This is a genomic window from Bradyrhizobium sp. Ai1a-2, assembly GCF_000426245.1.
Lineage (GTDB): Bacteria > Pseudomonadota > Alphaproteobacteria > Rhizobiales > Xanthobacteraceae > Bradyrhizobium.
This window is the reverse complement of sequence record NZ_AUEZ01000018.1, coordinates 22,570-47,119: the sequence shown is the minus strand read 5'-3', so window position 1 is coordinate 47,119 and position 24,550 is coordinate 22,570. Positions and strand designations below refer to the sequence as shown.

The window sequence follows — 24,550 nt, the reverse complement described above, 5'->3', positions numbered from 1 at the left end:
TGCATCGGCCGCGTGCGTAGCTGCAAGTTCTGATCGATCGACGGAGCGGCTTTGGTTGATGCGTTTTCACAGGCGCGAACCGGTGTCCACTTCGCTTGAAAACGCTCGGGGCGGGTCATCCACGTCCAAACCAGGCCGCGACAAGATGATCGCGCCTCCTGTTGCAAAACTGTCATCAGGGGATGCCATCCAGCGATAATCACCCGCCGCTTCTTGCTATTGCGAATTACTCGCAATAAGGATTGCGGTACGGTGTGGCTTCCCCGATCTGGCGCGATGGAGGGGAATCAGGACATGCGACCGGGGCAGAGGCGGCGTGATGATTTCGTGTTGGGGACAGCGTCGTAGCAGCGCTTCGGCAACGGGCACGCCGAACTGTCGCGACGTTCAGTTTGGAAACATCTCCGCCATGCCACGCCGCAGCCGCTCCCTTGAGCAGATCCTCGGCCGCGCGGCGGTCGCGACCTTCGCCCTGAGCGGCCCGGCGGTTGCAGCCGATCTCGCCTTCAAGGCGCCCGCCTACTCCGCCGTCTACGACTGGACCGGGTTCTATGTGGGCGCTCATGTCGGCTACGGCGATGGCAGCCTGGGCCCGCGCACCAATCCCCTCCCCGAACAGTCCGTGTTCTTTCCGCACACCATCACCGGGCTGCTCGGCGGTTACCAGGCCGGATACAATCGCCAGTTCTCCAATCGCATGGTGCTCGGCATCGAGGCCGACGCCACCTTCACGAGTCCGACAGACGTGCCGCGGCTGGTGCCGGCACCATTTCAGAGTTCGATCGATTATACCGGCACCTTGCGTGGCCGCATCGGCTACGCATTCGGATTATGGATGCCCTATCTGACCGGCGGCTTCGCCTGGGGGCACAGCCACGTCAGGATCAACGACGCCGACGGCGAGGTCGTCTCGACCCCCGGTCAATATCACACCGGCTGGACCGTCGGCGGCGGCGCCGAATTCGCGCTGAGCGGCAATTGGAGCGCGAAGCTCGAATACGATTATGTCAACCTCGCACAACGGACCTACGACCTCCGCGAGGTCGGCTTGCCCGTCGTCAGCGTCAAGCCCGATATCCATCAGCTGAAATTCGGCTTGAACTATCAGTTCGGCGATGCGCCCTGGCCGGTCGCACAAAGCCCGACCAAGCTTCCTGAATCCAATGACTGGAATGTGCATGCGCAGACCACGTACCTGCCGCAGGGCTATCCGTCGTTCCGTGCGCCCTACACCGGCACCAACAGTCTGCCGGGGCCCGGACAGTTGCAGGCAACCTGGACCACGACGGCGTTTCTCGGCCTCAGGCTTTGGGAGGGCGGCGAGCTCTATTTCAATCCGGAGATGGCACAGGGCTTCGGCATCAACGGCACGCTCGGCCTTGCCGGCTTCCCCAACGGCGAGGCGCAAAAGGCCGGAGCCCCGTTCCCGAAACTTCGCCCACAGCGCTACTTCCTCAAGCAGACCTTTGGTCTCGGAGGCGAGCAGGAAGAGGTGGCCGACGGTCCCAACCAGTTGCCGGGCAAGCGCGACATCAACCGCATCACTGTCGTCGTCGGGCGCTTTGCGGTCGGCGACTTCTTTGACGGCAATTCCTACGCAAAGGACCCGCGCCTCGACTTTATGAACTGGGCGATGTGGGCCTCCTCCGCCTACGACTTCCCGGCCGACCTGCCCGGTTATACGCGCGGCGCAGTGGTCGAGTTCAACCGCAAGGACTGGGCGGTGCGCGCCGGCCTGTTCCAGGTGCCTGATGCGCCCAACAGCGACGTCCTGACCTTCAAGACCGGCGGCACGGTGGTCGAGTTCGAAGGGCGCTATGCCCTCTCCGACCAACCCGGCAAGCTGCGGCTCGGCGCCTTCGCCAATCGCGGCAACATGGGCATCTACCAGGAGGCGCTGGATATCGAGAGCCTGAACCCGGCGCTCGACATCAACAATGTGATGACGGCCATCCGCCGCGAAAATCTCAAATACGGCTTCTACGCCAACCTCGAGCAGCAGCTCGCCACGGACATTGGCTTTTTCGCCCGCGCGAGCTGGAACGACGGCCGAAGCGAAATCCTCTCGTTCACCGACGTCGACCGCAGCGTTTCGGGCGGCCTGTCGGTCAAGGGCAGCTATTGGGGTCGGCCGAGCGACACGTTCGGCATTGGCGGCGCCATTAACGGCCTGTCCGCCGCGCATCGCGATTTTCTAGCCGCCGGCGGCCTTGGCCTGCTGATCGGCGATGGCCAGCTGAACTACAGCAACGAGCGCATCTTCGAGACGTACTACGCGTATTCGATCAGCAAGAACTTCACCTTGACGGCGGACTATCAGTTCATCACAAACCCCGCCTATAACGCCGACCGCGGCCCCGTTCACATCTTCTCGGGAAGGCTGCACGGGGAATTCTAGAGCATATCTTTCGACGAAGATCGTGCTCAAACGAAAGGATGGCGCGGGAGTTCGGTTTAGAGAACCGCTGTCCCGCCGCCTTCGCCTCGGGTGATGAGGAGCTGCCATGCTCGAACAATCCGCTGCGCCCAACCTCATCGACATCCGCAGCGTCTGCCGCTCGTTTCCCAAGGGCAGCGGCGAGAACCTGCTGGTGCTCGAGAACGTCGACCTGACCATCCGCGCCGGCGAGATCGTCGGCCTGCTCGGCCGTTCCGGCTCCGGCAAGTCGACGCTGCTCCGGATCATCGCCGGCCTCGTCGATCCCTCCTCGGGCGAGGCGGTCTGCCGCGGCAAGAAGATCGCCGGTCCCCCGAACGGCGTCGCGATGGTGTTCCAGTCGTTCGCGCTGTTTCCCTGGCTTACCGTGCTGCAGAATGTCGAGCTCGGCCTCGAAGCACTCGGCATCGACGCCGCCGAGCGGCGCACCCGCGCGCTCGCCGCGATCGACCTGATCGGCCTCGACGGCTTCGAATCCGCCTACCCCAAGGAGCTGTCCGGCGGCATGCGCCAGCGCGTCGGCTTCGCGCGCGCCCTCGTCGTGCATCCGGACCTTTTGCTGATGGACGAACCGTTCTCGGCGCTCGACGTCCTGACCGCCGAAACGCTGCGCACCGACCTGATCGATCTTTGGACCGAAGGCCGCCTGCCGATCAAATCGGTGCTGATGGTGACGCACAACATCGAGGAGGCGGTGCTGATGTGCGACCGCATTCTCGTGTTCTCGTCCAATCCCGGCAGGGTGGCGACCGAGATCAAGGTCGATTTCCCGCACCCGCGTAACCGTCTCGATCCGGCGTTCCGGCAGCTGGTCGACAGCATCTATGGCCGCATGACGCAACGGACGGAGGCCAAGTCGACGGCGGCGACCGAGGCACATTCCGGCGCAGGCGTCGGCACGGCGCTCGGCCATGTCTCGTCCAACGAACTGTCCGGCTTGATCGAGACGCTGGCAGGGCCGCCCTATAGCGGCCACGCCGACCTGCCGGTTCTCGCCGGCAGCCTGCAAATGGAGACGGACGAGATCCTCCATCTCGGCGAGTCGCTGCAGCTGTTGCGGTTCGCCCGATTGAGCGAGGGCGACCTGGTGCTGACGGAAGCCGGCCTGCGCTTTGCCAATCTCGAAACCGACGCGCGCAAGAAACTGTTCGCCGAGCATCTGATCAACTATGTGCCGGTGATGGGCCTGATCCGCCGCGTGCTCGATGAGCGGCCGTCCCACACCGCGCCTGCCGCGCGCTTCCGCAACGAGCTCGAGGACTACATGTCCGAGGACTATGCGGACGAGACCTTGAAGACCATCGTCTCATGGGGACGCTATGCCGAGCTGTTCGCCTATGACGAACAGTCGGAGACGTTCAGTCTGGAGAACCCGCATTAGCGACGTCCCGTAGCGCGGGTGGAGCGCGGCGCAACCCGGGACACCTCCATCAACGTTGACGAGCGGTCCCCGGGTTACGCTGCGCTCCACCCGGGCTACGGGCTACGGGCTACGATCTCCTCACCCCGCCGGCTGGAATGAATCGCGGCGGGCCATGGCCCAGGCGTCGCGGAAGCGGCGGTCCTGGGTGCCTTCGAGCAGTTCGCCCGGGCGCAGCGTGGGGTACAGCTCGGCAAAGCTGCGGACTTCCGTGGTCGCCGTGCGCTGCGTGAAATGGATCGGCCGCAACTCCTGCGGATGCTCGAGGCCGGCGGCGGCGAGCAACTCCGCCAGCGCATGCAGCGTCGCGTGATGATAATTGCAGACGCGCTCGATCTTGTCAGGCACGTAGAGCGCGCGATTACGGATCGGGTCCTGCGAGGTCACGCCGGTTGGACAGCGGTCGGTGTGGCAGCTCAACGACTGGATGCAGCCCAAAGCAAACATGAAGCCGCGCGCCGAATTGCACCAGTCGGCGCCGATCGACATCGCGCGCGCCATGTCGAACGCGGTCGCGATCTTGCCGGAGGCGCCGATCTTGATGCGGTTGCGCGCATTGATGCCCACCAGCGCGTTGTGGGCAAAATTGACGCCTTCGCGCATCGGCATGCCCAGATGATCCATGAATTCCAGCGGTGCTGCGCCGGTGCCGCCCTCATTGCCATCGATCACGATGAAGTCGGGATAGATCCCGCTCTCGAGCATCGCCTTGCAGATCGCGAGGAATTCCCAGGGATGGCCGATGCACAGCTTGAAGCCGGCCGGCTTGCCGCCGGAAAGCCTGCGCATCTCACCGATGAAGGCCATCATCTCCAACGGTGTCGAGAACGCCTTGTGCGAGGCCGGCGAGATGCAATCCTCGCCCAGCGGAACGCCCCGGATCTTGGAGATCTCTTCCGAGACTTTTGCCGCCGGCAGCACGCCGCCATGGCCGGGCTTGGCGCCCTGGCTCATCTTGAGTTCGACCATCTTGATCTGCTCGTCGGCGGCGACGCGCGCGAACTCGTCCGGGTTGAACGTACCGTCGCGATTGCGGCAGCCGAAATAGCCGGAGCCGATCTCCCAGATGATGTCGCCGCCGTTCTCGCGGTGATAGGGGCTGACGCCGCCTTCGCCGGTGTCATGCGCAAAGCCACCCTTCCTGGCTCCGGCGTTCAGCGCGCGCACCGCGTTCGGGCTGAGCGCGCCGAAGCTCATCGCGGAGATGTTGAAGACGGAGGCGGAATAAGGCGTGATGCAATCGGGGCCGCCGATGGTGATGCGGAATTTCTCTTTCGAATAGGGCGTCGGCGCCACCGAATGGTGCATCCATTCATAACCCTCGCGGTAGACGTCCTCCTGCGTGCCGAACGGCCGCTTGTCGAGCACCATCTTGGCGCGCTGATAGACGACGGCGCGGGTGTCGCGGGAGAACGGCATGCCGTCCTTCTCGCTCTCGAAGAAATACTGCCGCATCTCCGGGCGGATCTCTTCGAGCAGGAAGCGCAGGTGCGCCGAGATCGGATAATTTCGTAGCACCGCGTGGTGCTTCTGCATGAGGTCGCGGACGCCAAGCAGCGTCAGCGACCCGAAGATCAGCAACGGCAACAGGATGACGTCGATGAGCTTCCGGTCGAAGATGCCGAGCAGGAGCAACAGCGCGGTGACGACCGAGCAAATCGTGAGCACGATGAAGCGCGGCGAGAACGGAAGCAGCAGCGTTTCCATGAAACCCCTCAGCAGATCTGCCGGATTGTCATTGGCGAGCGGGGGAGCCTAATCCATCCCGCGCCATCTGCCATACGGTATAATCGGCCTTCGGGTTCACGGATGTGACACCGATGCCACCCGGTCCGGGGTGTTGTATTGCGGTGCAACGAAGGGACGTAGCCCGGGTGGAGCGCAAGCGTAACCCGGGACAGTGCGAGCGAATTTGCAGGGAATCCCGGGTTGCGCTTCGCTTCACCCGGGCTACGGGGTCCGCTATAGCGAAAAGCTCAGCGCTCGACGAAGGCCTTTTCGATCACGAAATGGCCGGGCGCGCTGTGGTTGCCTTCGGCGAAGCCGCGGCCCTCGAACAGTTTGCGCAGGTCTTCCAGCATCGCCGGGCTGCCGCACATCATGATGCGGTCGGTCTCGAGATCGAGCGGCCCCTGGTGGATGTCGTTGAAGAGCTGGTTTGACGTGATCAGGTCGGTGATGCGGCCGCGGTTGCGGAACGGCTCGCGCGTCACGGTCGGATAATAGAGCAGCTTCTCGGCGAGCAGCGGACCGAACAATTCGTCGTCGCGCAGATTGGCGACCACCTCCTCGCCATAGGCGAGCTCGGCCACCTGGCGGCAGCCATGGACCAGCACGATGCTCTCGTAGCGGTCGTAGACCTCGGGGTCCTTGATCAGGCTCGCAAAGGGGGCGAGGCCGGTGCCGGTCGACAGCAGCAACAGCCGCTTGCCGGGGATGAGATTGTCGGTGATCAGCGTGCCGGTCGCCTTGCGGCCGACCAGGATGATGTCGCCTTCCCGGATCTTCTGCAGCCTGGAGGTCAGCGGGCCGTCCTGAACCTTGATCGAGAAGAACTCGAGCTCTTCCTCGTGATTGGCGCTCGCCATCGAATAGGCGCGCAGCAGCGGCCGGCCCTCGATCTCGAGACCGATCATGGCGAACTGGCCGTTCTGGAAGCGAAAGCCGGAATCGCGGGTGGCTCGGAAGCTGAAAAGCGTATCGGTCCAGTGGCGAACAGAAAGGACCTTCTCTCGATAGAACGCGCTCATGTGTCTGGCTTTTCCGATTGACCTTACATAAACGACGTCGAGCAGCGGCTGCTCGACCGCACGAAAGTGACTGACATCAAGGGGAAGCCCGCCTGCCCGTCGCGCCGCTGAAACACATAGTGGAATTCGTCCATTGTGCAATTGCGAACTCGGCATGGCTGTCGATTGATTTCGCAGAATGGTTCAAAACATCGTTGTTAAGGTTTCCCGCGCGACGCAATTAACTTGCTGGAAACGATGTCGATCGAGCAATTAATTCCACAGCGCGCCATCGAGAGAGGAAAATCAACTTGGCGATCCCGATCAGCCAGCGGATCTTCGTCGACGCAGTCACGAAATATTGCCTTGCCCGTAAGATTACGGCCGAGGTGCGGTCGGAAGGCTGGCTGATCGTCATGCGGCGTGGCGAGCGGCAGCATCTCGCCTTCGCCTATGACGTCGGGCTGAACAGCGCGGTCGCGCACCAGATCGCCAATGACAAGGCGGCTACCGCCGAGGTGCTGCAATGTTCTGGCGTGCCCTGCATCCCCCACACCCTGTTCCTGGGACCGAAGCTTGCGGCCTATACGCGGGCGGCCGACTCCTGGGAAACGATGCTGCGCCTGCTGGCCAGCCATTCCGCCGGCCTCGTCGTCAAGCCGAACGAGGGCACGTCGGGCGACGGCGTCTTCCGGGTGACGACCAAAGCGGCGCTCGAACTCGCGGTCGGCAGGATCCTGGCGGCATATCCGAGCCTCGCCATCTCGCCCTTTGTCGAGATCGAGGACGAGGTCCGCGTCGTCCTGGTCGATGATCTCCCGGTCGTCGTCTACAGCAAGGAGCGCCCGTTCGTGATCGGCGACGGCAGGCATTCGCTGCTCGAGCTTGCGCTTGCGGCCATGCCCGCCGAGCGGCGATCGACCGCGCTGCCCGGCCTGATCGCCGAGATCGGGCGGGCCGAGCTCGACGCGATCGTGCCGGTGGGCGAGCGGCGCATGCTCAACTGGCGCCACAACCTCGATTCCGGCGCCCGCCCGGTGCTGCTGGAGCAGGGCGAGGATCGCGCTGCGTGCATCGAGATCGCGACCAAGGCCGCCCGCGCGATCGGCATCCGCTTCGGCTCGATCGACGTCGTGCGCACTGAAGGCGCCTGGCGGATCCTCGAAGTCAACGCCGGCGTGAAGATGGAGGCGCTGAGCCGGTCGCACCCGGAATTGGCTTATGCCGCGTATGAAGCGGCGCTGGATAGAGTGTTTGCGTAAGCATCAGTGCCGTTGGGTGGGCAAAGCGCAGCGCGCCCACCATCCACGTTCGGTGCAAGATAGGTGGGCACGCTTCGCTTTGCCCACCCTACGTTTTCACCCACGCAACCGCGCTAGTTACTCGTCCCCTCATTATCATTCAGCGCCTTGAAGGCCTCCTCGAGCTGCGGCGAGATCGCGACGTTGAGGCGCTCGCCGGTCGGAAGCCGGGCGACGAACCATTTGTTGTAGAGCGGGATGAGGTCGCGGCCGGAGCCGAGCTTGCGGAAGGTGCGCTCGACCACCTCCTTCAGCTGGGGCTCGCCCTTGCGGTACATGATGCCGTAGGGATCGTAGGACAGATAGTCGCCGACCACCCGGAACTTGTCCTGCGACTTGTGCCGCGCGATCAGGCCGTAGAGCAGGATGTCGTCGGTCGCGAACGCATCCGCCTTGCCCTCGGCCAGCATCTGGTAGGACTGCTCATGGTCGGGCGACGTCACGATGTTCAATCCGAGCGAGAACTTCTTGTCGACATTGTGCATGGCCTGCTCGTTGGTGGTGCCCCTGGTCACCACCACGGTCTTACCCTTGAGATCCGTCACGCCTGTGACCACCGAGGTTTTCGGCACCATCAGTTTGGTGCCTGCGACGAAAATCAAAGGCGAGAACGCGACCTGCCTGGCGCGTTCGGCATTCGCCGTGGTCGACCCGCATTCGAGATCGATCTTGCCCTGCACAACAGCAGGAATGCGGTCGTCGGAGGTAACCTTGACGTAGTCGATCCTGAGATTGGCATCGTCGACCTCAGTGCCGATTTCCTCCACGATCGCCTCGCAGAGTTCGAGGCTGTAACCGATCGGCCGGTTGGATTGGTCGAGGAAGGAGAACGGTGGCGAGCTCTCGCGGTAGCCGAGCCGCACCGTATGGGTGTTCTTGATATTGGCAAGCGTCGGGCTAAGCCCCTCGCTCGCCGTCTGGGCAGTGGCCGGTGCTGCCAGCAGACATGCTGCCAGCAGCAGGCCACCGGCCCATATCGCTTTCCTTGTCGCCTTCCTTGGCACTTTCGTTGGGGGCTGATGCATGCAGCTCTCCCGTCAATGCGCAGGCACCGCGTCACCCGGCACCGCGTCGGACGGCACGGCGTCGTCGGGCCCGAGTTCGTGCTCTTCCTTCAGCTCACCTTCCCACTTCGCGACCACGGCGGTGGCGAGCGAGTTGCCGATCACGTTGGTGGCGCTACGGCCCATGTCGAGGAAGGTGTCGATACCCATGATCATCAGCAGGCCCGCCTCGGGAATGCCGAACTGGCTGAGCGTCGAGGCGATCACGACGAGGGAGGCGCGCGGCACGCCGGCGACGCCCTTGGAGGTGATCATCAAGGTGGCCAGCATCGCGAGCTGGGTGCCGAGCGACATGTCGATATGATAGGTCTGCGCGATGAAGATGCTGGCGAAGGTGCAGTACATCATCGTGCCGTCGAGGTTGAAGGAATAGCCGAGCGGCAGCACGAAGGCCGAGATCCGCGGCGAGGCGCCGAAGCGGTTCAGTCCCTCCAGCGTCTTCGGATAGGCGGCCTCCGACGAGGCGGTGGAGAAGGCGATCATCAGCGGTTCGCGGATCAGCCGAAGCAGATGGCTGTAGCGCGGCCCGATCACGATGAAGCCGACCACGACCAGGATCGCCCACAGGATCAGGAGCGAGATATAGAAGCCGCCCATGAATACGACCAGCTTCCAGAGCACCCCGAGCCCGTTCTTCGACACCGTCGCCATGATCGCGGCCCATACCGCGAGCGGGGCGAACAGCATCACATAGCTCGTGACCTTCAGCATGATATGGGCGAGGTCGTCGATCAGGGCCATGATCGGCTTCGCCCGCTCCGGCATTGCGCCGAGCGCAACTGCGAAGAACACCGCGAACACCACGATCTGCAGGATCTCGTTCTGCGCCATCGCGTCCGCGATCGAGGTCGGCACCAGGTGGATCAGGAACTTTTCAAACGAGAAGGCCGAGACCGGCAGGCCGGTCGACTGGCCCTTGTCGGGCAGCGTGCCCGGGAAGTTGGCGCCGGGCTGCATCAGGTTGACCATGACGAGGCCGAGCAGCAGCGAGACGAAAGAGGCGCTGACGAACCAGCCCATGGTCTTGGCGAAGATGCGCCCGAGCCGTGCACCGGAGCCCATATGGGCGATGCCACCGACCAGCGTCGCGAACACCAGCGGCGCGATGATCATCTTGATCAGCCGCAGGAACAGCATCGCGATCAGGTTTACGTCGGCTGCGATCTCCGCCCGGCTGTCGGGCAGGAAGTTGCAGACAAAGGCCCCCATCACGATGCCCAGCACCATCGCGATGAGGATGTACTGCGTGAACCTGCTCGACATGCTCTTACTCCCGTAAGTCACCCGGCAAGCGATGTAGTGTGGCAGATTTACGCACCGGCGCAACACGCTTTCGCTCTGCGCGCGCATTGCTGCATGTTCCAGTTGTAGAATAGACAGGCGGGGACTAGCGTCGTGGGCAGCGCACAATCTGTGCAATCGGCCGCGCAACAAGCACGCAGTTGCTTCGGGATTGACCAAAGGGAGGACACCATGAGCGAGGCTAACAATCGTCAGGTCCTATTGGTGGAGAAGCCGACCGGGAAACTCGGGCCCGAACATTTCAGGATGGTCAATGGCGGCATTCCGGAGCCGAAGGACGGCGAGGCCCTGCTGCGGCTGCGCTATCTTTCGCTCGACGCCGCCAACCGCGCCTGGATGCACGGCGCGACCTACCGCGCTGCGGTCGAGGCCAACACCGTGATGTCCGGTGGCGGCATCGCCGAGGTGGTGGCGTCGAAGGCGCCTGGCCTTGCGCCGGGCGATATCGTGTTCGGCGACACCGGCTGGCAGGATTATGCCGCTGTGCCGGCAAAGCATCTGAGCAAGATGCCGAAGCTCGAACCGATGACGCATCTGCTCAGCGTCTACGGCATCGCCGGCCTCACCGCCTATTTCGGCCTGCTAAACGTCGGCAAGCCCAGGGAGGGCGAGACCGTCGTGGTCTCGGCCGCCGCCGGCTCGGTGGGCTCGATCGTCGGACAGATCGCGAAAATCAAGGGCTGCCGCGTCGTCGGCATTGCCGGCGGCAAGGACAAGTGCCATTGGCTCACCAGCGAGTTCGGCTTCGACGCAGCGGTCGACTACAAGGACGGCGGCACCTACAAGGCGCTTCGGTCTGCCGCCCCCAACGGCATCGACGTCTATTTCGACAATGTCGGCGGCGACATCCTGGAGGCGTGCCTGCCGCAGATGAACAACCGCGGCCGCATCGCCTGCTGCGGCGCGATCTCGCAATATGATGGCGTCCCCTCCGCCCACGGCCCGCGTGGCGTGCCCGGATTGATCGTCGTGAAGCGGCTGGTCATGCAGGGCTTCATCGTGATGGACTTCATGGACCAGCGCGACGCGGCACTCGCCGACCTGCAGTCCTGGGTCGCCTCCGGCAAGTTGAAAGTGCAGGAAGACGTGATCGACGGACTGGAGAATGCGCCGGCAGCGCTGATCGGCCTGCTCGCCGGCGAGAACCGCGGCAAGCGGATGATCCGGGTGTGATCGCGCCAAACCCGTAGGGTGGGCAAAGCGGAGCGTGCCCACCACCACGAGCCGAATGTTTGATGGTGGGCACGCTGCGCTTTGCCCACCATACGGCTTACGGCGCCTGCGGGACGGTCCGCGTCTCCGGCGCCTTTGCCTTGCGCGACTTGCGCCAGTTCTCGAAGCGCTGGACCACGACGAAGAACGCGGGCACGAACAGCACGGCAAGGCAGGTCGAGGCGATCATGCCTGAGAATACGGTGATGCCGATCGACTTGCGCGCATTGGCCCCGGCACCGGTCGCGAGCACCAGCGGCACAACGCCGAGGATGAAGGCAAAGGATGTCATCAGGATCGGGCGGAATCTTGCGCGCGCTGCAGCGATCGCAGACTCGATCAGCGGCTCGCGGTCGCGCACGTGATGCTCGAGCGCGACCTCGACGATCAGGATCGCGTTCTTCGCCGACAGCGCGATCAACAGGATGATGCCGATCTGGGTGTAGAGGTTGTTGTCGATCCGCAAGCCTGACAGCACCAGCATCGGGCCGAGCAACGACAGCGGGACCGCAAGTATCACCGAGATCGGCGCGTACCAGCTTTCGTACTGACCAGCCAGCACAAGGTAGACCAGCAGCAAGGCGAGGCCGAACACGTAATAGATCTGGTTGCTGACCGCCTTCTCCTGGTACGACATCGCCGTCCATTCATAGCCTGTTCCCGGCGGCAGTGTCTTTGCGGCGATCTGTTCCATCAGCGCCATCGACTGTCCCGAGCTGTAGCCCTGCGCCGGCAGGCCGATGATGGAGGCGGACGGATAGAGATTATAGAGGCTGATCAGCGACGGCCCGACCGACGGCGTGATCTTGGCGACGGTGCCGAGCGGGATCATCTCGCCCTGGCTGTTGCGCACCATCAGGTTCTCGATGTCGCGCAGGCGCAGGCGGAATTTCGAATCCGCCTGCACATAGACCTGGAAGGTACGGCCGAATTTGTTGAACTGGTTGACGTAGCTCGCGCCGAGATAGGACGACAGCGTCGAGAAGATCTGGTCGGTCGTGACGTTCAACGTCTGGGTCTTGGTCCGATCGACCTCGACGTCATACTGCGGAACCATGGAGCGGAAGGACGAGCTGACCCGCTGCAGCGCGCTCTGCGTCTGCGCATTGGCGACGACCGCACTCGTAATCGCCTGCAGCTTGGCGTAATCGGCATTGCCATCGCGTAATTCGACTTGCATCGCAAAGCCGGCGGCATTGCCGATACCCTGGATCGGCGGCGGCGGGATCACCAGGATGCGCGCCTCCTCTATCTCGGCCAGCTTGTCGTTCAGCCCGAACACCAATGAGCGCAAATCCTCGCCAGGCCCGCGCTGGCTCCAGTCCTTCAGGATCAGGTAAGCGACGCCGGCATTCGCCAGGCTCGAACTGTTGTCGAGCGCGGAGATGCCGGCGATGGAGATGACCTGCTGCACGCCGGGCGACTTGCCGGCCAGCTCGCTGACCCTATCGAGCACACGCTGGGTGCGGTCGAGCGCCGCGCCGTCGGGCAATTGCACCGCGGCCAGCAGATAGCCCTGGTCTTCAATCGGGATGAATCCGGTCGGCACCCGCGACAGGCCGTAGCCGGCAAGCCCGATCAGGATCAGCGCGACCACGACCGACACGTTGCTGTGCCTGACGAGAGTGCCGATCAGCCGGGTATAGCCGCGCTCCAGCCGTTCATAGACGGCATTGAAGCCGCGGTAGAAGAAGTTGCGCTGCTCCGGCGGCACCGGCCGGCGCAGCCACAGCGCGCATTGCGTCGGCTTCAGGGTCGCGGCATTGACGGCGCTGAGCAGCGCGGTCGCGGCGATCACCAGCGCGAACTGCGCGTACATTCGCCCCGTGAGGCCGGGCAGGAACGCCGCCGGCAGGAACACGGAGACCAGGACCAGCGTGATGCCGACGATCGGCGCGAACAATTCGTCCATCGCCTTGATCGCCGCGTCATGGCCGGACAGGCCGCGCTCGATATTGTGCGCGGCGCCCTCGACCACGACGATGGCGTCGTCGACCACGATGCCGATCGCCAGCACGATCGCAAACAGCGTCGAGAGGTTGATGGAGAAGCCGAGCGCCGCCATCGCCGCGAACGCGCCGATGATGGTCACCGGCACGGTGGTCGCCGGCACCAGCATCGCGCGCCAGTCCTGCAGGAACACGAGGATCACGACCAGCACCAGCAGGCCGGCCTCGATCAGCGTCTTGTAGACCTCGTCGATCGAGGCCTGGACGAAGACGGTGGTGTCGAAGGGCGTGTCGTATTTGACGTCCTGCGGAAACTGTTTGGCCAGCTCCGCCATCTTCTTCTCCACCGCCTTCTCGACCTCGAGTGCGTTGGCGCCGGGCGACAGGAATACGCCGATGCCGGTGGCGGGTTTGTTGTTGAGCGAGAAGATCTGGCTGTAGGTCTGGGCGCCGAGTTCGACCCAGCCGACGTCGCGCACGCGCGTGATATCGCCGACATTACCGGTCTTGACGATGATGTTCTCGAACTGGTCCCTGTCATCCAGCCGTCCGGCGACGTTCAGCGTGTATTGAAAGGCCTGGCCGGGCGGCGTCGGCGGCATGCCGACCTGCCCCGCGGTGACCTGCTGGCTCTGCTGCTGGATCGCCTGGATGACGTCCTGCGGCACCAGATCGCGCGCCTGCAGCTGGTTTGGATCGAGCCACACCCGCATCGAATATTGGCCGGCGCCGAACACGGTGACATTGCCGACGCCTGATAGCCGCGACAGCTCGTCCCGGATATTGATGGTGGCGTAGTTGGAAAGGAACAGGCTGTCGTAGGTCTTGTTCGGCGAGGTCAGCGTCACGAACAGCAGGATCGACGTCGATCGCTTCTGCACCGTGACTCCCTGGCTCTGCACCGATTGCGGCAATTGCGACAGCGCGCTCGACACCCGGTTCTGCACCAGCACCTGCGCGAAGTTCAGATCGGTGCCGATCTTGAAGGTCACCGTCAGCGTATAGGTGCCGTCGGCGCCGCTGTAGGACTGCATGTAGAGCATGTCCTCGACGCCGTTGACCTGCTGCTCGATCGGCAGCGCCACGGTATCGATCACGGTCTTGGCGGACGCGCCGGGATAGCGCGTCGTCACCTGCACGGTCGGCGGCACCACATCAGGATATTGCGCGACAGGGAGGTTGAGCAGCGCCACGCCGCCAATCAGGATCATCAGGATCGCGATGACGTTGGAAAGAACCGGCCGCTCGATGAAGAATTTCGAGATCATGACCGCCCCTCACTTCGCCGATGCGGAGGCTTCGATCTTCTGCAATTGCGGATCGACCTTCTGGCCGGGGATTCCGCGCAACAATCCGGCGATGACGACGCGGTCGTCCGGCTTCAGCCCGCTGTCGACGACGCGCAATTCGCCTTCGATCTGTCCCGCCTGCACCTTGCGCTGCTCGATCACGTTGTCGGCGTTGACGACCAGCACATAGCGACCCGCCTGATCGCTGCCGAGCGCGGTATCAGGCACGAGCAGCGCGTCCTGCTGCTGGTCATAGGGCACGCGGACGCGGACAAAGAAGCCCGGCAGCAGCGTGCGGTCGGGATTGTCGAAGATGGCGCGCACCGGCAGCGTGCCGGTCGACTGGGTGAGGATTGGCGAGATGTAGTCGAGCTTGCCCTTGTGCGGATAGCCGGTCTCGGTCTGCAGGCCGACGTCGACCGGCAACTGGCGCAGCTCGGCCACGGAGAGGCCACGCCGCCTCGCGTCTTCGCGGATGCGCAGCACGTCCTGTTCGTTGACGTTGAAATTGACCCAGATCGGATCGAGCTGCACGATGGTGGCAAGCTGCGTCGGCGACGTCACGCCGACGAGTTCGCCGACCGAGACCAGGTGCGCGCTGACGATGCCATCGAACGGCGCCGCCACGGTGGTGTAGCCGTAATTGACCTCTGCGATCTGGGTGTTGGCTTGCGCCTGCTGCAGACTGGCCTGCGCGTTGTCACGCGTCGCCGTCGACGTATCGAGTGTCGCCTGCGAGACAGCCTGTCGCTGCACCAGGTCGACCTGGCGCTTGAAATCGGCCTCGGCCTGCTTCAGCGTTGCCTGCGCGCCGACCTCCGCCGCCTTCGCCTGCTCGAGTTTCAACCTGTAGGTTTCGGGCTCGATGGTGAACAGCGTGGTGCCCTGCTTGACGAAGGTGCCGTCCTGATAATTGATCGACTGCAGAAATCCCTGCACGCGCGCCACCAGATCAACACTCTTGACAGGCGCGACGGTGCCGGTCGTTTCCAGGAAACGCGTGATGCTGCGCTGCACCGGTATCGCGACTTCCACCTTTGGCGGCGGTGGTGGCACGAAAGTATTTTGCTCGCAGCCACTTAAGCCGACGAAGGCGGACAGCAGGAAGCTGATGCGCAACAGCGGCGCGGTGGCCGACCGCACGCCATCGTTCAATCCGCAACAGGCAGATGGGCGCGCTAGCTTCATTTCCGTGCACCAGTTCAAACTTGCCTCGCAAAGAGGCGTTCATCCGGATGACGACTGTCGCGATCCACCCATAGCAACAATTGGCTTGCAGTGGAACCCGAAACAGAAAATGATACCGCGCACCAAGATTGCTGAACCAAACTCTTTCAAGAACGACCTTCTTCAAGAACGAACTTCGCGGGGAATGAACTTCGGTTGAAGCGGCGGCTTCCGTCGGCAACAAAGGGTTTGCTTACATGATCGAGACGTTGAAGCGCGCATGCGGGCGCGCCCTGCCATTTTCCGTCGTGCTGTTTGCAACCGCTGCGCTCGCACAGGCGCCGAGCGAGGCGCAGCGTGAAGCGATCAAGTCGCAATGCCGCAGCGATTACATGGCGCATTGCTCCAGCATTCCGCCCGGCGGCGAAGCTTCGCTGCAATGCCTGCAGAAGAACATGTCGAGTCTATCAGCGGGCTGCGCCAGCGCGGTGCGCGCGGCGGAAGCACCAGCCGCGCCAAAGGCGGAGACGGCACCCAAGCCCGACGCAGCTCCGGCCAAGACCGAGACGCCGGCGGCAGCCACCGCAGCGAAACCGAAAGCGGCGGGCACGCAGGCCAAGCCGAGCGAGGTGCAGGTTACTGCGATGCGCAGCGCCTGCCGCTCCGACTATCAGAAGTTCTGTCCTGGCGTGCCGACCGGCGGCGCCCCCGCGCTGCAATGCCTCGTGAAGAACAAGGCGAGGCTCTCGCCTCCTTGCGGTGAAGCGGTTGCGGCCGCGAGCGGCGGCGCGGCGCCCGCGGCAGGCGGCGGCTCCACTGCTGCGGCTGCCGCACCGGCGGCGGCGCCTGCGGCAGGGATCGTGCTGCGGCCCTTGCGGCCGCGCGAAGAACTGCTCGTCGTGCGGTCGGCCTGCGGCGCCGACGTACGCTCGCTGTGCGGCGGCGTTGCGCCGGGAGGCGGCCGGATCGCGCAGTGCCTCGCCACCAACGCCGCGTCGCTGTCGCCAGCCTGCAAGGAAGTGCTGGGACAGTTCGCGGCGCGGTGAGCCGCCGCGACCGGCCGGCTACTCGCCGCAAGGCAAAGTTTCCAGTGGCGCAGCGCACGTTGCGCGGATAGTCTGCGCGCAAAATCATAAGTACACTGTCAATCGGGAGGAATATCGTGCGCATCGCCGTGATCGGCGGAGGTCCCGGCGGCCTCTATTTCGCCTATCTCTGGAAGCGGCGACATCCGGACGCGATCGTCGACTTGTTCGAGCAGAACCCGGCCGGTGCCACCTGGGGCTTCGGCGTCGTGTTCTCGGACCAGGCGCTGGAATTCCTGCGCACCGACGACCCCGATACGGTCGACGCCATCGCGCCGAACATGGAAAGCTGGAAGAACATCACTCTCAACCTGCGCGGGGAGAGCGTCGAGATCGACGGCGTCGGCTTCTCCTCGATCGGCCGGCTTGCGCTGCTCTCGCTGCTGCAGGAGCGCGTCCGCTCGGTCGGCGTCACCGCGCAGTTCGACAGCGCGATCCAGTCGGTCGACGCCCTCCAAGGGCTCCAACAAGGTTATGACCTGATCGTCGCCGCGGACGGGCTGAACTCGCTGGTGCGCCGGAGCTTTGAGGGCGATTTCGGAACCTCGCTGTCCTATTCGTCGAACAAGTTCGTCTGGTACGGCACGGCGAAGCGGTTCGAGACGCTGTCGCAGACCTTCGTCAAGACCGAACGCGGGGCCTTCAACGCCCACCACTATCGCTATTCGCCGACCATGAGCACGTTCCTGGTCGAGTGCGACCGCGCCACCTGGCACGCCTACGGCTTTGCCAACAGGGACGCCGAGCACTCCAAGGCCGTTTGTGAGGAAGTGTTTGCGGAGACGCTCGGCGGCCAGCCGCTGATTTCGAACAAATCGCTGTGGCGCAATTTCCCGTGGATCTGGAACGAGCACTGGTCGTTCAAGAACATGGTGCTGATCGGCGACGCCCTGCACTCGGCGCATTTCTCGATCGGCTCCGGCACCCGCCTTGCGATCGAGGATGCGATCGCGCTGACGAAAGCACTCGAAGCCGAAGCGCACGTCTCCACGGCGCTGTGCCGCTACGAGGCCGAACGCAAGCCGATCGTGAAGAAGCTGGTGACCGCCGCGCGCACCAGCGCCGACTGGTACGAGAAATTCCCCGAGCATATGAAGCTCGACCCGATGGATTTTGCCTTCAGCTACATCACCCGTTCGGGACGGATTGACGACGCGCGGCTGCGCGCGATGTCGCCGAACTTCATGGCAAGCTACGAGGCGTCGAGGGGCAAGTCATGAACGAGATCGCCGACCAGGTACCATCGGACAGTCCGGGTGCGCGCGAGATCGGCTTTGCGCTCCCCGAGCGCTACAACGCGAGCCGCATCCTGTTCGACAATCTGGCGCAGGGCCGTGGCGACCTGACGGCGCTGACCGGTCCGGCGGGAACGCGGACCTACCGCGAGCTCTGTGCCGAGGCCGCGCGGTGGAGCCACGGCTTCGCTTCGCTGGGCCTGAAACGCGGCGACCGCATCCTGCTGTTCCTCGACGATACCCCGGCCTATCCGGCCGCGTTCTTCGGCGCTATCAGCGCCGGCTTCGTGCCGCTTCTGATCAACACGCTGACGCCACCGGACCTTCTTCAGTTCTATCTTTCGGACGCGAGTGCGACAGTCGCGGTTGCCGACGCCGAGTTCTGCCCGCGCTTCAACACTGAGGCCTGCAAGGACACGCCGCTGAAGACACTGATCGTGGTCAATGGTGCGGCTGGCGAACATGCCGTCCCGCAGGCACTCCTGGCCGATGAATGGTTGCCGCGCTTTCCCACCGAGGTCTCTGAGGCCGACACCCACCGCAACGAGATGGCGTTCTGGATGTACTCCTCCGGCTCCACCGGCCGGCCCAAGGGCATCGTGCATCTGCACCACGACATGGCCTATAGCGAGCAGGCGTTTTCCCGCAATGTGCTGAAGCTGACATCAGGCGATATCTGTTTCTCGGTGCCGAAGATTTTCTTCGCCTATGGCTTCGGCAATTCCATCACCTTCCCCTTCTCGGTCGGCGCCGCCACATTGCTCTTGCCCGGCCAGCCGAAGCCGGCGTCGATCTTCGCGGCGATCGAGCAGTATCGTCCGACCGTGTTCTTCGGCCTGCCGACGCTCTACACCTCGCTGACCAAGGCCGATGGTGCGGCTCAGGCCGATTTCTCTTCGCTGCGCATGGCGATCTCGGCCGCGGAGGTGCTTTCGGCCGACGTCTTCAACGGCTGGAAGTCGCTGACCGGGCTCGAGATCATCGAAGGCCTCGGCTCGACCGAGGTGCTGCACATCTATCTCTGCAACCGCGCCGACAAAAAGAAGCTGGGCGCCGCAGGCGTGCGCGTCCCCGGCTACGAAATCCTGCTGCGCGACAAGGACGGCCGCGAGGTCGCCGACAATGAGGAAGGCATTCTGTGGGTGCGCGGCGATTCCAATACGCCGCTGTACTGGAACCGTCCCGACAAGACCGCCGAGACCGTGCGCGAGGGCGGCTGGATCTACACCGGCGACCGCTTCGTCCGCGACAGCGACGGCTTCCACTTCTTCCGTGGCCGTGCCGACGACCTGATCAAGATATCAGGCCAATGGGTCTACCCGCTGGAGGTCGAGCTCTGCCTCGCCGATCATCCTGACGTCCGCGAATGCGCCGTCTTCGCCGCCGAACTGCCTGATAGGCGCATGACGCTAAAGGCGGTGGTGGTGATGAACGACCGTGCGTTCGATGCGGAGGAGACGGCGAAGCGGCTGCAGGACTACGTGAAGGCAAAGCTGCTGCCCTACAAATATCCGCGCGAGATCAGGTTCATCGACGAACTGCCGAAGACCGGAACGGGCAAGATCGACCGGCAGGCCGTGATGAGGATGTGACATCCGCTTGCGCGACTGAGCACCTATCCCCTGGGGCACGATCGTCGATCCGTGATACTGCTCGAGAACTAAGTCTTGATGGTGAGAACACGTGGTGATCGCATTTGCCTTGGTTACAACCGTAATCGAATTCGCTGATCGCGACGCAGTCGCGTAACAGCTCTGAGCCACGGTCCGAACGGTGACTGCCGTTGCGAGATTCGCAATGAGCGCGGTCCAGACAGGCGGACAATGTCGGCGACGAAGGCCATCCTGCAGATTCCCGCTAGAATGACTGCGCCGGCCAATGTCGCGATCCTGAACGGATTCGGACGCGCGATGGGCGATGCGATCGTCGGCCTGCAGGCGCTCCATTTGGCGATCCGAGTTGGCGCCGTGCCACCGCGACCATTGTTGTTCCGGCTTCCCGGCCTCCCAGGCATGGTCGAATCCGTCCATGCCGCTGCCGACTTCGCCGACATCAGGATGCTTCCCTGGGAGTTTGCCACGCCTGATCGACCGTTTGATCTGGGTGATCCCTCCGCGCGCGTGATCGACATCCGCGACTTTGCCTTCGATCCGGAGTTCCAGCGCAAGGCTATGATCGATTTCTTCCTGCAGCGCCTGGGGGTGGCGCCCGAACGGGTGCCGGCAGGTTGGCGGCGGAATAGCTGGCTCGCATCGCGAGTCAAAACCAAGCGGCCTGCGTTGCCAAGCGGCTATACTTTGGTCTGCCCGAAGGCATCAATGCGACTGCGCGACATGCCGGACGAGATCCACGCGCATATCCTCCGACGAATGCTAACGTTTGGGCCCGTCGTGACGCAAGGTGCCGTCCCCGATGCGCTCAGCAGCAGCGTCATCCATCTGGAGCCGTGCGCTAGCCTCGATGATCTATGCAGCGTGGTCCGTCACGCACGATGGATGATCTCGACTGACACCGGGATGGTGCATCTGGCTGACGCGTTCGGCGTAGGGTGCCTGGCATTCTTTCCGACCCATCGACCCGAATGGCGCGTGCGTGACTATCCGCGCACTGTGTCGTTGGAATTGCCTACCCGATTGCCGCGCGGCATCGAGTTCGCACGAGACCCGCGCGATTATGCGCTGGCAAGAGCCAGCTGGTTTTTCGACGGCGACGATCTCAAGTGGCTCGATCTCGCTGTGGATCAGGCGCTCGGCCGTTTCGCGAGCAGAGGCTGATCCAGCTGTCCAGGAAGTGAGGGACCATTTGGCGTCCGGGACGGCGACGGCGAGCAAGGCGAGAGGATCATGTTCCCAATCCCGTGCCGCCGTAGAGCCAGGCGAGATCCTGGTAGTAATCCTCCGAGGTCTTCGCACCCATGATGGCGTTGCGGAAGCGGGCGTGGTCGCCGGCGGGGTGATAGATGTGCTCGCCGATCGCGCGCGACAAAAGCTGCACCCGCGCTGTGCGCGGGAAGCGTTGTGCGCGGTAATGCTCGAGCGCCACTGCGTGGTCGTCATGATGCGACAGCATGTGCGACAAGCACACCGCATCCTCCATCGCCTGGCAGGCGCCTTGCGCGAAATATTGCAGCATCGGATGCGCGGCATCGCCAAGCAGCACGACGCGGCCGTCGACCCAGCGCTCGTTCGGATCGCGGTCGCACAACACCCAGAGCCGCCAATTCTTGCCGTGACGAATGATGCTTTGCGCACGCGCATGGACATGCCGAAAGCCCTGCATCACCTCTTCATCGCTAACCGGCCTTCCCGCGACCGGCTCCGGCGCGTCGTTGTGGTAGGTGACGACGAGGTTGAACACCTTCCAGTCCGACAGCGGATAATGCACGATGTGGCATTTCGGCCCAGCCCACAGCGTCGCCGCGTTCCAGCGCAGATCCTCCGGCATCTGCTCGGTCGGGATCACCGAGCGGTAGGTGGTGTGGCCGGACACGCGCGGCGGCCCGTCCGCTGTGACCTGCTTGCGGATGTTCGACCATAAGCCATCGGCGCCGACCAGGAGCCGGCCGGTGACGCGCTCGCCATTGGCGAGCTGCGCGGTGACCGAAGCGCCGTCCTGCTCGTAGCCGGTCACCTCGCTGCTGACGCGCAGCTCGATCAGCTCGTGCTCGCGGCAGGCGCGCAGGAATACGCCATGAAGATCGCCGCGATGCACCACGGCGTAGGGATTGCCGAACCTGACACGGAACGGCTCGCGCAGGTCGACGTGGGTGATCTCTTCGGCGGTAAGCGCATCCATCAGGCGGAGCTGGTCGATATAGACGGCCATGCGCCGCGCCGCCTCGCCGACACCGAGATAATCGAAGGCGTGGAATGCGTTCGGGCCGAGCTGGATGCCGGCGCCGATCTCGCCGAGCGTGGCGGCCTTCTCCAATAGAATCGAACGGATACCCTTCTGCGCAAGCCCGAGCGCTGTGGCAAGGCCGCCGATGCCGCCGCCTGCGATCAGGACTGGCAAGTTGTGCTTTGCCATCAGCCCGCTTTCCCGAGATGTTCAAGGGCGTCCTCGGCACGCAGCGGCACGCGCGAGGCCTCGTTGTTGAGATCGACAAGCTGCGCGAGCAGCGCCATCAGCGTCTTGCGGTCGGCAGGCTTGAGCGGCTGCAGCATCCGCGCCTGCGCGCGGTCGACGGCGGGCATGATCTCGCGCAGCAGCGAAGCGCCCGGCTTCGTTATGGTGAGCAGCTTGACGCGCTTGTCCTCGGAATCGGGCTTCCGCTCGATCAGACCCTTGGTCTGCAGCCGCTCGATCACGTTGCCGAGCGTGGAGCGATCGAACGCGATCACGGCGGACAGCCGCGTCGCATCGATGCCAGGATGAGTGTGGATCGCGATCAGCGCCGCATATTGCACCGGCGTCAGGTCGAACGGCCTGCACTCCTCGATGAAGATCGAAACCGCGATCTGCTGCATCCGCCGGAATAGATAGCCGGGCGCGGTATAGACCGCGTCCATGGTGATCAGGGTTTGCTTGTTATTGTTCGGCATCGACTTGCTTGTCCGGAGCGGCGTCGGCAAACGCCTTCATTGCCTTGGCCGCAGCTTCCGCCTTGAGCAGCCGCGGGAAAGCGGTGACATCGACGCCGAAGCGCCGCGCATTGGCAAGCTGCGGCACCAGGCACAGATCAGCCAGCGTCGGCACAGAGCCAAAGCAGAACGGTCCGGCTTCGCCCGCCGCCAATGTCTCGCAGGCCGAAAGCCCTTCGCGGTTGGCCCAGGCCGCCCACTCCGTCACCTTGTCTTCCGACAGGCCAAGCTGCCGCAGCCGCGCCAGCACTTTCAGATTCTGCACCGGATGGGTGTCGCAGGCGATGGCCTGCGCGAAGGCGCGAACTTTTGCGCGCTGCAGCGAATCCTTCGGCAATAGCGGCGGTTCGGGATTGGCCTCGTCGAGCCATTCGATGATGGCGAGCGACTGGGTCAGGATCGCGCCGGCGTCGCTTTCCAATGTCGGCACCAGCCCTTGCGGATTGATGGCGAGATAGGCGGGAGCGCATTGTTCGCCTTTGCGAAGGTGATGCGGCAGGTGCTCAACGGTGAGCCCTTTCAGGTTCAGCGCGATCCGCACCCGATAGGACGCGCTGCTGCGGAAGTAACCGTGCAGCTTCATCGGAACCTCCCTGGTGTTTTCTGACTTTGCTTTGAGTTGACGCTAGCCATATTGTCAGTATGCTGTCAATCAACGAACGAGACAGAAATGGACGGGAGGCCTGCCATGGAAGCGGTGCAGAAGACGCCGGAGCGCGAGGCGTTCTACAAGAAGATCGACGGCGAGAACCTTTCGGCGCTCTGGAACGTGATGAACGATCTGATCACGCCTGAGCCGCGAAGCGCCTGCCGGCCGCACCTCTGGAAGTTTGACCAGATCCGTGACTACATGAACGAGGCGGGCAAGCTGATCACGGCCAAGGAAGCCGAGCGGCGCGTGCTGGTCCTGGAAAACCCTGGCCTGCGCGGACAATCGAAGATCACGACGTCGCTGTTCGCCGGCGTGCAGATGGTGGTGCCCGGCGATATCGCCCCTGCGCATCGCCACAGCCAATCGGCGCTGCGCTTCGTGCTCGAAGGCAAGGGCGCCTATACCTCCGTCGACGGCGAGCGCACCGCGATGTCGCCAGGCGATTTCGTGATCACGCCGTCGATGACCTGGCACGATCATTCCAACGACACCAGCGAGCCGATGTTCTGGCTCGATGGGCTCGACATCCCCATGGTGCAGTTCTTCGACGCCTCATTCGCGGAGGGCGCGAAGGAGGATCAACAGCAGATCACAAAACCTTCGGGCGACAGTTTTGCGCGCTATGGCCATAATCTGCTGCCGGTCGACCAGAAGCGCACCTCGAAGACGTCACCGATCTTCAACTATCCCTACAGCTACACCCGCGAGGCGCTGGAGCAGGCCAAGGCGCGCGATGAATGGGACGCTTGCCACGGCCTGAAGCTGAAATTCTCCAATCCCGAGACCGGCGACTATGCAATGCCGACCATCGGCACGTTTATCCAGCTCGTCCCCAAGGGCTTCAAGACCGCGCGTTATCGCTCAACGGATGCCACCGTGTTCGCCGCAATCGAGGGCAAGGGCCGCACCAGGATCGGCGAGCAGATCTTCGAATGGGGCCCGCGCGACCTGTTCGTGGTGCCGAGCTGGCACTGGGTCACGCACGAGGCGGATGTGGATTCAGTGCTGTTCAGCTTCTCGGACCGCCCCGTGCAGCAGAAGCTCGACCTGTTCCGCGAAGACCGCGGCAATGCGTGAGGATTAGCGGGAATCGTAGGGTGGGCAAAGCGCAGCGTGCCCACCTTC

General features: G+C 63.7%; 19 protein-coding genes. 10 read left to right on the top strand and 9 right to left on the bottom strand.

Translation table 11 applies throughout. The features are described from left to right. The first annotated feature begins 409 nt into the window (after positions 1–409). Together K288_RS0114680 and K288_RS0114675 are read left to right on the top strand one after the other, a co-directional pair. Positions 410–2,398 carry a carbohydrate porin gene (locus K288_RS0114680; protein ID WP_043159875.1) on the top strand — a complete coding sequence of 663 codons (1,989 nt, stop codon included), beginning with the start codon at positions 410–412 and terminating at the stop codon, positions 2,396–2,398. A gap of 106 nt (positions 2,399–2,504) precedes the next feature. Next, on the top strand, positions 2,505–3,818 hold the full coding sequence (locus K288_RS0114675; protein ID WP_027580246.1) for a nitrate/sulfonate/bicarbonate ABC transporter ATP-binding protein: 1,314 nt from the start codon (positions 2,505–2,507) through the stop codon (positions 3,816–3,818). 120 nt (positions 3,819–3,938) lie between these two features. On the opposite strand, the gene K288_RS0114670 is transcribed toward K288_RS0114675, so the two are convergent. Further along, positions 3,939–5,564 carry an FMN-binding glutamate synthase family protein gene (locus K288_RS0114670; protein ID WP_027580245.1) on the bottom strand — a complete coding sequence of 542 codons (1,626 nt, stop codon included), beginning with the start codon at positions 5,562–5,564 and terminating at the stop codon, positions 3,939–3,941. 269 nt (positions 5,565–5,833) lie between these two features. Then, positions 5,834–6,607: a ferredoxin--NADP reductase gene (locus K288_RS0114665; protein WP_027580244.1), complete on the bottom strand. Its 774-nt coding sequence runs from the start codon at positions 6,605–6,607 to the stop codon at positions 5,834–5,836. Between the two features lie 290 nt (positions 6,608–6,897). Here K288_RS0114665 and K288_RS0114655 point away from each other — a divergent pair, with 290 nt between their 5' ends. Further along, positions 6,898–7,848, top strand: a complete 951-nt coding sequence (locus K288_RS0114655) for a RimK-like protein (protein WP_343207805.1) — start codon at positions 6,898–6,900, stop codon at positions 7,846–7,848. A gap of 113 nt (positions 7,849–7,961) precedes the next feature. Here the strand turns inward: K288_RS0114655 and K288_RS0114650 are convergent, their stop codons facing one another. Next, on the bottom strand, positions 7,962–8,912 hold the full coding sequence (locus K288_RS0114650; protein ID WP_084799595.1) for an amino acid ABC transporter substrate-binding protein: 951 nt from the start codon (positions 8,910–8,912) through the stop codon (positions 7,962–7,964). A gap of 12 nt (positions 8,913–8,924) precedes the next feature. Further along, positions 8,925–10,214, bottom strand: a complete 1,290-nt coding sequence (locus tag K288_RS0114645; protein ID WP_027580241.1) for a dicarboxylate/amino acid:cation symporter — start codon at positions 10,212–10,214, stop codon at positions 8,925–8,927. A gap of 210 nt (positions 10,215–10,424) precedes the next feature. On the opposite strand from K288_RS0114645, the gene K288_RS0114640 reads away from it, so the two are divergent. Beyond that, positions 10,425–11,426 (top strand): NADP-dependent oxidoreductase, encoded by a 1,002-nt coding sequence (locus K288_RS0114640; RefSeq protein ID WP_027580240.1) that lies wholly within the window; start codon positions 10,425–10,427, stop codon positions 11,424–11,426. Between the two features lie 97 nt (positions 11,427–11,523). Here K288_RS0114640 and K288_RS0114635 read toward each other — a convergent pair whose 3' ends face one another. Both K288_RS0114635 and K288_RS0114630 read right to left on the bottom strand, forming a co-directional pair. Beyond that, positions 11,524–14,682: a multidrug efflux RND transporter permease subunit gene (locus K288_RS0114635; RefSeq protein WP_027580239.1), complete on the bottom strand. Its 3,159-nt coding sequence runs from the start codon at positions 14,680–14,682 to the stop codon at positions 11,524–11,526. A gap of 9 nt (positions 14,683–14,691) precedes the next feature. Then, positions 14,692–15,804 (bottom strand): efflux RND transporter periplasmic adaptor subunit, encoded by a 1,113-nt coding sequence (locus K288_RS0114630; RefSeq protein WP_027580238.1) that lies wholly within the window; start codon positions 15,802–15,804, stop codon positions 14,692–14,694. Here K288_RS0114630 and K288_RS54695 point away from each other — a divergent pair. From K288_RS54695 to K288_RS0114610, 5 genes are all read left to right on the top strand, one after another. Beyond that, positions 15,707–16,090, top strand: coding sequence for a hypothetical protein (locus K288_RS54695; protein ID WP_244443148.1), 384 nt, complete (start codon positions 15,707–15,709; stop codon positions 16,088–16,090). The two genes, K288_RS0114630 and K288_RS54695, sit on opposite strands and share 98 nt — an antisense overlap. Positions 16,091–16,127: 37 nt before the next feature. Further along, the gene (locus K288_RS0114625) at positions 16,128–16,916 is read left to right on the top strand and encodes a cysteine rich repeat-containing protein (RefSeq protein WP_027580237.1); all 789 of its coding nucleotides are present in this window, start codon (positions 16,128–16,130) and stop codon (positions 16,914–16,916) included. A gap of 116 nt (positions 16,917–17,032) precedes the next feature. Next, positions 17,033–18,175: an FAD-dependent monooxygenase gene (locus tag K288_RS0114620; RefSeq protein ID WP_027580236.1), complete on the top strand. Its 1,143-nt coding sequence runs from the start codon at positions 17,033–17,035 to the stop codon at positions 18,173–18,175. Next, complete coding sequence (locus tag K288_RS0114615; protein WP_027580235.1) at positions 18,172–19,782, top strand: benzoate-CoA ligase family protein; 1,611 nt, start codon at positions 18,172–18,174, stop codon at positions 19,780–19,782. Before K288_RS0114620 ends, K288_RS0114615 begins: the two co-directional genes overlap by 4 nt. Positions 19,783–20,013: 231 nt before the next feature. Further along, a complete protein-coding gene (locus tag K288_RS0114610; protein WP_027580234.1) occupies positions 20,014–20,964 on the top strand; it encodes a glycosyltransferase family 9 protein in 951 nt (316 codons plus the stop codon). Between the two features lie 67 nt (positions 20,965–21,031). On the opposite strand, the gene K288_RS0114605 is transcribed toward K288_RS0114610, so the two are convergent. From K288_RS0114605 to maiA, 3 genes are read right to left on the bottom strand one after another with little or no spacing between them, the layout of a single operon-like run. Next, a complete protein-coding gene (locus K288_RS0114605) occupies positions 21,032–22,219 on the bottom strand; it encodes a 3-hydroxybenzoate 6-monooxygenase (protein WP_027580233.1) in 1,188 nt (395 codons plus the stop codon). Next, on the bottom strand, positions 22,219–22,734 hold the full coding sequence (locus K288_RS0114600; RefSeq protein WP_027580232.1) for a MarR family transcriptional regulator: 516 nt from the start codon (positions 22,732–22,734) through the stop codon (positions 22,219–22,221). Before K288_RS0114600 ends, K288_RS0114605 begins: the two co-directional genes overlap by 1 nt. Continuing rightward, positions 22,721–23,356, bottom strand: coding sequence for a maleylacetoacetate isomerase (maiA, locus tag K288_RS0114595; RefSeq protein WP_027580231.1), 636 nt, complete (start codon positions 23,354–23,356; stop codon positions 22,721–22,723). The genes K288_RS0114600 and maiA overlap by 14 nt, the downstream gene beginning before the upstream one ends. A gap of 105 nt (positions 23,357–23,461) precedes the next feature. On the opposite strand from maiA, the gene gtdA reads away from it, so the two are divergent. Beyond that, positions 23,462–24,502 (top strand): gentisate 1,2-dioxygenase, encoded by a 1,041-nt coding sequence (gtdA, locus tag K288_RS0114590; RefSeq protein WP_027580230.1) that lies wholly within the window; start codon positions 23,462–23,464, stop codon positions 24,500–24,502. Positions 24,503–24,550: the final 48 nt, after the last annotated feature.

Excerpts from the sequence above, each read along its gene's own strand:
- K288_RS0114680 (WP_043159875.1), top strand. The coding sequence starts at position 410 with ATGCCACGCCGCAGCCGCTCCCTTGAGCAGATCCTCGGCCGCGCGGCG.
- K288_RS0114675 (WP_027580246.1), top strand. The coding sequence starts at position 2,505 with ATGCTCGAACAATCCGCTGCGCCCAACCTCATCGACATCCGCAGCGTC.
- K288_RS0114670 (WP_027580245.1), bottom strand. The coding sequence starts at position 5,564 with ATGGAAACGCTGCTGCTTCCGTTCTCGCCGCGCTTCATCGTGCTCACG.
- K288_RS0114665 (WP_027580244.1), bottom strand. The coding sequence starts at position 6,607 with ATGAGCGCGTTCTATCGAGAGAAGGTCCTTTCTGTTCGCCACTGGACC.
- K288_RS0114650 (WP_084799595.1), bottom strand. The coding sequence starts at position 8,912 with ATGCATCAGCCCCCAACGAAAGTGCCAAGGAAGGCGACAAGGAAAGCG.
- K288_RS0114645 (WP_027580241.1), bottom strand. The coding sequence starts at position 10,214 with ATGTCGAGCAGGTTCACGCAGTACATCCTCATCGCGATGGTGCTGGGC.
- K288_RS0114640 (WP_027580240.1), top strand. The coding sequence starts at position 10,425 with ATGAGCGAGGCTAACAATCGTCAGGTCCTATTGGTGGAGAAGCCGACC.
- K288_RS0114635 (WP_027580239.1), bottom strand. The coding sequence starts at position 14,682 with ATGATCTCGAAATTCTTCATCGAGCGGCCGGTTCTTTCCAACGTCATC.
- K288_RS54695 (WP_244443148.1), top strand. The coding sequence starts at position 15,707 with ATGCTGCGCTGCACCGGTATCGCGACTTCCACCTTTGGCGGCGGTGGT.
- K288_RS0114625 (WP_027580237.1), top strand. The coding sequence starts at position 16,128 with ATGATCGAGACGTTGAAGCGCGCATGCGGGCGCGCCCTGCCATTTTCC.
- K288_RS0114615 (WP_027580235.1), top strand. The coding sequence starts at position 18,172 with ATGAACGAGATCGCCGACCAGGTACCATCGGACAGTCCGGGTGCGCGC.
- K288_RS0114610 (WP_027580234.1), top strand. The coding sequence starts at position 20,014 with ATGTCGGCGACGAAGGCCATCCTGCAGATTCCCGCTAGAATGACTGCG.
- K288_RS0114605 (WP_027580233.1), bottom strand. The coding sequence starts at position 22,219 with ATGGCAAAGCACAACTTGCCAGTCCTGATCGCAGGCGGCGGCATCGGC.
- K288_RS0114600 (WP_027580232.1), bottom strand. The coding sequence starts at position 22,734 with ATGCCGAACAATAACAAGCAAACCCTGATCACCATGGACGCGGTCTAT.
- maiA (WP_027580231.1), bottom strand. The coding sequence starts at position 23,356 with ATGAAGCTGCACGGTTACTTCCGCAGCAGCGCGTCCTATCGGGTGCGG.
- gtdA (WP_027580230.1), top strand. The coding sequence starts at position 23,462 with ATGGAAGCGGTGCAGAAGACGCCGGAGCGCGAGGCGTTCTACAAGAAG.